General features: G+C 38.1%; 7 protein-coding genes and 1 pseudogene. 5 read left to right on the top strand and 3 right to left on the bottom strand.

The features are described from left to right. From PPOP_RS22450 to PPOP_RS23685, 5 genes and pseudogenes are all read left to right on the top strand, one after another. Nucleotides 1–787, top strand: a pseudogene (locus PPOP_RS22450) (hypothetical protein); the annotation flags it as partial. Nucleotides 788–1,185: 398 nt separating this feature from the next. Next, complete coding sequence (locus tag PPOP_RS00400; protein WP_006283975.1) at nt 1,186–1,617, top strand: hypothetical protein; 432 nt, start codon at nt 1,186–1,188, stop codon at nt 1,615–1,617. 523 nt (nt 1,618–2,140) lie between these two features. After that, nucleotides 2,141–2,647: a hypothetical protein gene (locus PPOP_RS00395; RefSeq protein ID WP_006283974.1), complete on the top strand. Its 507-nt coding sequence runs from the start codon at nt 2,141–2,143 to the stop codon at nt 2,645–2,647. A gap of 1,079 nt (nt 2,648–3,726) precedes the next feature. Continuing rightward, on the top strand, nt 3,727–4,230 hold the full coding sequence (locus PPOP_RS19210; RefSeq protein WP_006283973.1) for a hypothetical protein: 504 nt from the start codon (nt 3,727–3,729) through the stop codon (nt 4,228–4,230). Continuing rightward, the gene (locus PPOP_RS23685) at nt 4,205–4,429 is read left to right on the top strand and encodes a hypothetical protein (protein ID WP_234399625.1); all 225 of its coding nucleotides are present in this window, start codon (nt 4,205–4,207) and stop codon (nt 4,427–4,429) included. Before PPOP_RS19210 ends, PPOP_RS23685 begins: the two co-directional genes overlap by 26 nt. 122 nt (nt 4,430–4,551) lie before the next feature. Here PPOP_RS23685 and PPOP_RS19755 read toward each other — a convergent pair whose 3' ends face one another. The 3 genes from PPOP_RS19755 to PPOP_RS00380 all read right to left on the bottom strand — a co-directional run bounded on the left by PPOP_RS19755 (nt 4,552) and on the right by PPOP_RS00380 (nt 6,213). After that, the gene (locus tag PPOP_RS19755; protein ID WP_006283971.1) at nt 4,552–4,785 is read right to left on the bottom strand and encodes a helix-turn-helix domain-containing protein; all 234 of its coding nucleotides are present in this window, start codon (nt 4,783–4,785) and stop codon (nt 4,552–4,554) included. Between the two features lie 234 nt (nt 4,786–5,019). Beyond that, complete coding sequence (locus PPOP_RS19205; RefSeq protein ID WP_006283970.1) at nt 5,020–5,574, bottom strand: MerR family transcriptional regulator; 555 nt, start codon at nt 5,572–5,574, stop codon at nt 5,020–5,022. 303 nt (nt 5,575–5,877) lie between these two features. Further along, nucleotides 5,878–6,213 carry a helix-turn-helix domain-containing protein gene (locus PPOP_RS00380; protein ID WP_006283969.1) on the bottom strand — a complete coding sequence of 112 codons (336 nt, stop codon included), beginning with the start codon at nt 6,211–6,213 and terminating at the stop codon, nt 5,878–5,880. Between the last annotated feature and the right edge of the window lie 219 nt (nt 6,214–6,432).

Below are 6,432 nucleotides of genomic sequence, written 5' to 3'. Positions count from 1 at the left end.
ATTCGGTACGGTATATTTTGGTGACCGCTCGCGATGCCAGCTACGCATATATAACAAATCAAAAGAGATTAAGGACAAACGTAAGGACTATTTTATTGATTTGTATGAACGGCGGGGCATGGATGTCGATAGGGTTTGGAACGTAGAATTTGAGGTTCACAGGGATTACATGCGGGACTTTTCAAATATGGCTACAGGGGAAACAAGGGTTTTTGACTCCATGGACTATCTTTTGCGTTATGATGGCTTGTCAATGCTCTGGACGCACTTGGTTACACGCTTTGTACATGACTCTGCATTTTGGCGGGTATTGCAGCAAGGCGATCCGGATAAGTTTGTGCAGTGTAAGAACTATCTATTTAGGTTGAGGGACATTGACACGGAAAAGCGTCGAGAGGTTGCACAGATACGAGGACGTCTACAGATGCTTGTACTTAATGAAGAGTTGCCTCCAGATGCTGATGTTTTGATAGAATCCCTCAAGCGGTTTGTGGTCATGTGTGGGGACTATGAAGAGGAAACGGAAAAGGATTTTCCGGCTGATTTACGTCGTAAGCGAAAACGTTATATGGACTTGCAAATGCTTAAATTTTTGTTATCAGAAAAGCGTAAGACTACAGATGACATGAATGTTTTGCATACGATGCAAGCGGAGCGCGAAGCACTTAAGATAACGAGAGCAAGAGAGGTAAGATATCTAGGAGAGGAAAAAGAACTCATGGATAAAAATAAAATAAAAACACCCGCCAGGCAGGGGAAGCCAAAACGAGTGCGGGAAATAAGATGAATAAAGTATACCCCATTCTATGAGTTTTGAGAAGTGATACGACAAAACAAGTCAATATACAATGGTGCATAAAGCTATCCTATAGGGTAGCTTTATTGCTATATTTTGTTGTTGTGGTAGACTTCAATATATTACCATGGTAATATATTCCGTAACAGAATGCACAGACATAGAATATATAGACGAAGGGATGAATAAAATAATGAAGTTCAAAAAGATGTTTATTTTGGCCACTGTAGTCGCATCTATGATGCTGATGTCACAATCGGCATTTGCTGACCCATCATCTAATAAAGAAAGATCATCTAATAAAGGTAGAGTGATAATTCTAAATTGTTGGGGATGTAGAATGTAGTTCTAATTTTTGGAGACGAATTTCTTTAGAAAAGAGGGTTGAAATGAAAATAAGAAAATTACTTACTGTGGGTTTAGTAATTTCTTCAATGATGGTTATGTCACAGTCATCATTTGCTACCGAATCTAATGAAAATGACGGCTCTCCTAAAGTTAAACTAAAGAATTGTTATAATTGTAAATCTGTTTCTACTGACGGCTTCAATACAATTGATGGTAACTTTATTACTGTCGAGACTAATGGAACTGTTAAGAAAAATGGAACTGTAGTTGAAAAAGGGACTAAAGAATATGAAGAAATAATCAAAAAATATAGGGAACTTGATCAAAAGGCTGAAATGTTTAAAGAAAAATTTAAGAAGAATTTTGAAGAATTCAGTAAGACATTTGAAAGTTTTACTGAATTCGACGATGAATGGTTTGAAAGATTGGATAATTCGTTTGAAGAATTTGATAAATTATTCGAAAGATCGTAGTAACAATGGTAGTGGTAGTTCAAAAAAACAACCAGTAATGGTTTCATGTCCATATGGATGTTTTGGTGTTATTGTTAAATAAATTTTTTGGAATAAACACAAGGCTCTCACTGTTAGTGAGGGCTTTTTTGATTGAGAAAAATGTTGCAAAATTGTGCAATTTACAAAACAACACAAAGCAAAGATAGGGGAAAGAGCGGGCGGGAATGGTAAAGAGGATACACCAGATGTCCAAAGGGCGTAGACCATGTTAATCAATTGACATGAAAAGGCATGTGCAATTAGGATCTTTGCTACCGTATTTGGGTTGTCTTATGTTGGTTTTATTGATGACCACGTTCGTACAGCAGCCTAAGCGTGCAGATGCATTTGCGTTTTTGGCTATACCAGTCTCATTGCTTGATGTGATTTTGAGAAGCCCCTCTACCTTTAGGCATGGGGAGTTGTCACTTTCAAATAACATGTGGTATATTTATCTAGTTTTTAAATATGGATAATATATCTTAAGAAGGAGATGTAGAGTATGAAAGTAAGAAATTTGGTAGCCGGAGTTTTAACGGCAACTGTATTATTTTCTTTTTCTTCAGTTTTTGCATCATCAGTTGATGCATACAAGCGTGTGAAAAGAGATTCGGGAGGTATACCCAAAATTTGTCATTATTATGATGATGGTAGATATCAGAACTATACCTTTAAGTGCTACAATGATATGGGGATTAGAGGTATAACCTTTAAACTTAGTCCAATAGGATCGCATGTTTCTAAAACTGTAAACAGTTCTCATAGACTGTTCGATAGTGCTAAAAGCTCTGTAGATGATTTAGGTAGTGATCTTGATAGTGCAACAAATAATCTTATGGGATTTGCAGCTGCAGCAGCTGTTGAAGGTGGAGCATTGTTTAGTAAAAATGTTAAGCTGGCAATTGAAGCAGGCTTAGCCATAGGAATAGAAACGTATGCTACATCTACAGACTGGTTGAATGCAAAAGAGTCTTTAAGAAAAGCTTATGGTTATATTGATAATATGTGATAATATCCGTCAAGAATTTTATGTAAACTCTTTTATATAACCTTCCCCCGGGAGAGTCGCCCCTTACGGCAAATGCTGTCCAATTTGATAATACATATTTTTAAAAGGAGATACATTGTATCTCCTTTGGAAAGGAGGAAATTAATCATCTCTTTAAACTTTATATTCTTTTTAGGGATTTGTATTCTTGTTATTTGGGGTGTATGTACATTTTTTAGATATCCTGATAGACGTGTAATGAGTTCAATTGGATTATTTTTTATTATTTTAGCAATTTTTGGTTTTTTGATAGCGACGTCTATTTCTGATAATTCAATTCTTTGGCACTATGTTTGGATAATATTATTTGTGATAATGGTTTTTTTACTAATTGTTCAAATTTTCTTGATTTTTAAAAACAGATGGAAAAAGTAACTTAATTTAATGTGGATTATTTTTTTTAAGATTTTTAATTAGGCTATTTTATGGAATAGCTTTTTTGCTATGTTTGTTGATAACATGGGGCATCCGAAAAGAAATTAATGGTGTTAATGAGTCCTTGGAGGGTGGGCGTAGCATTAGCAATATTCCAACTTAACTTCAAACATAGGCACGACGTCAACTCAGGCGCATCTAGACATGCATTGAGTATGATGTTAAGCATCGTAAGGCTAATAATATCTGTCCATTTAAGCTGCTTAATCTATTTAAAATCACAATTATTTGTGCATGTTATTTTGGTAATTGCGCACCGGAGCCGGATGCGGCAGTGTCCGTGGGTGGGGCTCGGCAGGGAGGGTCCCACGGTACGACCGCATCCGGCTCCAGGGCAGGGGGTGCCATATGAGGGTGCACCCACTCATTATGGCGATAAATAAAAGGATACTAAAAAAACGAAGCGTCACGATGCTACGATAGTATAAAACCACTTCTTCGGCTACAAAATGGTTTACTTGGACTAATTTTAAGGTTTTTTTTGTAAAATATTCTTTCTTTTTTTGTAAAATATTCTTTCTTTTTTTGTAATTATGTAGTATATTTATGCATACATAGATTTTATAATCCATCTAGGGGAAAAATTATATTTGGAGGAATAAAATATGAAAAAAGTGTTACTAGTGACGGCACTTGCTGCGCCCATTATCCTAAGTGCAACTTCTGCATCTGCTCAAGAAGTATCTGCAACAACAAAATCTTCTGGAGAATTAGTTCAAACGAATTGGGAGGGAGAATTAAATTTCCATAATAAAGAAGAAAAAGAAAGAGTACGGCGAAGTGTCGATAAGACATGGAATAGCTCAGCAGTTGGTGGTGCAAATGTCACTAATCCCTTTAAGGTTAACCCTAATAATGGTCATCTTAAACTTTTACTTAAGAATTTAAGTAAATACCCAGTTAACGTTAATTTACAACACATTGATACTAACAAAGTGTACTTCGCCACAACGATTGATGCAAAAAGCTCTCTTACTTGGAAAAATTGGGAGGAAGGTTTTGCACAAGGTATGCGCACTGGAAACTACTACATTCAGTGGAGTGGCGGCGAACATAACGTCAATGGTAAGGTGTTTGGAAAACTTGCTTCAGAAACAGATGATTTCTAAAGATTTTCGAACCAGCAATGTTGATTGTGACATGGCCATCATGAATACAACTACATTAGCCAAAATAATCATCACAACGGAAGAATTATCCGCAAATGCGGACGTAGCAGCCAGTGCAAATAGTGCCACCGAGGGGATTTATCTGGTACTGGAGCCGTCGGATTCGGATTACGAATCGGTTGGTTTATCGCATCAATGATAGAATGATGGAATTATGCATTCCGTACTCATTATGGCGATAAATAAAAGGATACTAAATAATCAAGCTGGCAAAACGAAGCGTCGCGACCTAGCAACAACAGGTTGGCTGCGCTTCGTTTTTTAGTATGTACGTTCCTTTTTGGTCGGATATGGTTCCTTACGATCTGTTCGGTTTAGTATGTAGTCCGTACTGGTTCGGTGCAGATCGGCCAGCTTGATTAAAATGCTGGTTGGTATACTCACTTCTCCGCGTTCGTAATTGCTGTATATACGTTGGCTGCAATTCAGGAGCGCTGCAACTTCTGTCTGTGTCATATCTCTATCTTCTCTCAAGCTTCTTATTCTTTCGTACATCTCACCACCTCAAGGCAATTATAATTTAGCGAAATTATCGCTAAAAGTACTTTGGAAGTAATGTTCGTGAAAGGAGACATTGAAAAATTAAAACGAAAATAAAAATACTGTTACTTTCTATATCAGGTATACTTACATATTTTTTAATTACCACCTTAATACATTTATTTTTGAAACTTTGAAGCTGACGGAAACCCTAGGTTTGGCCTATGAAGCTTTCATTTTCAAGAGAAATTAACGTTGTTTTGCCTCCCAAAATCGCCACCACTTTTTAGTTGCCGCGGCCTCTTTCCGTGCTTCTGTCATTTCCCGTAGCGTAAGCATGAGCTGCTCATCTCGGCGGTGTAGCGATTCCTCGATGTACTGCCGCTGAACGGCAAGCTGCTGCCTCATGTTTTCTTGCTGTTCCTGCATTCGCTCCTCCAGCCGTTCGAGAATCGCCCGCATCTTTTGATTCTGCGCAACAATCTCCAAATAACGATCTTCCAAACGCATGTTTTGAGCGTGAACGACCATGTTCACCGAACCTGACATAACCTCATTTTCCCTAGGTTTTTCAAGGGCTATGCCAACAAGTGCTGCGTTCTCCATCGTCATGCCGTCATCAAGCATAGTCTTCATCCTGCGTAACACAGGTATGTCGCGTTCAATGTAGCATCTTCTATCGTGTTCATCCCTTACGAACACATAGCCCGCTGCCTCCAATGCAAGCGACCATTTCCGCAGCGTACTCTTAGATACATCAAGGATTGTAGCGACTTGATTCGCCCAATATACCTTGTCCTGCATAGCGTTCACCTCCGCGTTATTTAGTTCATCACAGAGGTATATTTCTTCCTGATTATCGATCCCTGCCCTGGTCACGCTCCTTCTGCACTTGGTCAACTGTTGTAGCTCACGCTGCGCCTGTCGGCCTCGTGGCCGGGAGCGACCACAATTGTGTTATGTTGGTTTTATTATGACGACGTTCAGTCTAAGCGTGTAGGCGTTTATAATGATCGCAGGTTCTCAAACCGCCGGAGAGTGTAAGAGGGGGCTAAGACGTGACATGAGAAGATATAGCATCTGGTCGGTAAAACGAACAACGATTTTTTAATTTTCTGGTCGGAACATTTTAAGAATTTGAACTATTTTACGTTGGTTACTCTCGGTTTGCTCTAGCAAAAGTGTGGCAGCTTCTAAAACAATTTCACTAACATCTAAATCTTTAAATGCGCCGTTAGAAAGCAGCACAGGCAAACTTACGTTAAGTGCTTCGGCTACTTTTTCGAGGGTTTTAATTTTTATGTTATGTTCTCCTCGTTCCATTTTTCCGATGTAAGAAAAATTAGTTCCCACTAATTCTGCAAGTTGCTCCTGTGTTAACCCCTTCAATTTTCGACGTTGCCGTATATTGTTACCGATGATTTTTAATGTTGATTTTTCCATTTTCGTCTCACACCTTTATTACTAAAGTGTAGACAAACAAATAAGACGTATTCAGATATATGAATTGACAATTTATTTTATTCAATTGTCTACTAATGACTAATTTTATATAATTAATTAACCAACTATGTTGCAGCATTTGAGATTGCTGGTCTCGCGATAGGTGGTATCTATGTCCATCCTTATTGCGGCGCGCTGGAGAGATTAAGGTTGTTAGAG

Source organism: Paenibacillus popilliae ATCC 14706 (assembly GCF_000315235.1).
GTDB lineage: Bacteria > Bacillota > Bacilli > Paenibacillales > Paenibacillaceae > Paenibacillus_B > Paenibacillus_B popilliae.
The sequence above is the reverse complement of the archived record's forward strand: the minus strand, read 5'-3'. Positions and strand labels throughout refer to the sequence as shown.

Bases quoted from the DNA above. Each gene is read 5' to 3' on its own strand.
- PPOP_RS00395 (WP_006283974.1), top strand. From the start codon at position 2,141: ATGAAAGTAAGAAATTTGGTAGCCGGAGTTTTAACGGCAACTGTATTA.
- PPOP_RS00400 (WP_006283975.1), top strand. From the start codon at position 1,186: ATGAAAATAAGAAAATTACTTACTGTGGGTTTAGTAATTTCTTCAATG.
- PPOP_RS19210 (WP_006283973.1), top strand. From the start codon at position 3,727: ATGAAAAAAGTGTTACTAGTGACGGCACTTGCTGCGCCCATTATCCTA.
- PPOP_RS00380 (WP_006283969.1), bottom strand. From the start codon at position 6,213: ATGGAAAAATCAACATTAAAAATCATCGGTAACAATATACGGCAACGT.
- PPOP_RS19205 (WP_006283970.1), bottom strand. From the start codon at position 5,574: ATGCAGGACAAGGTATATTGGGCGAATCAAGTCGCTACAATCCTTGAT.
- PPOP_RS19755 (WP_006283971.1), bottom strand. From the start codon at position 4,785: ATGTACGAAAGAATAAGAAGCTTGAGAGAAGATAGAGATATGACACAG.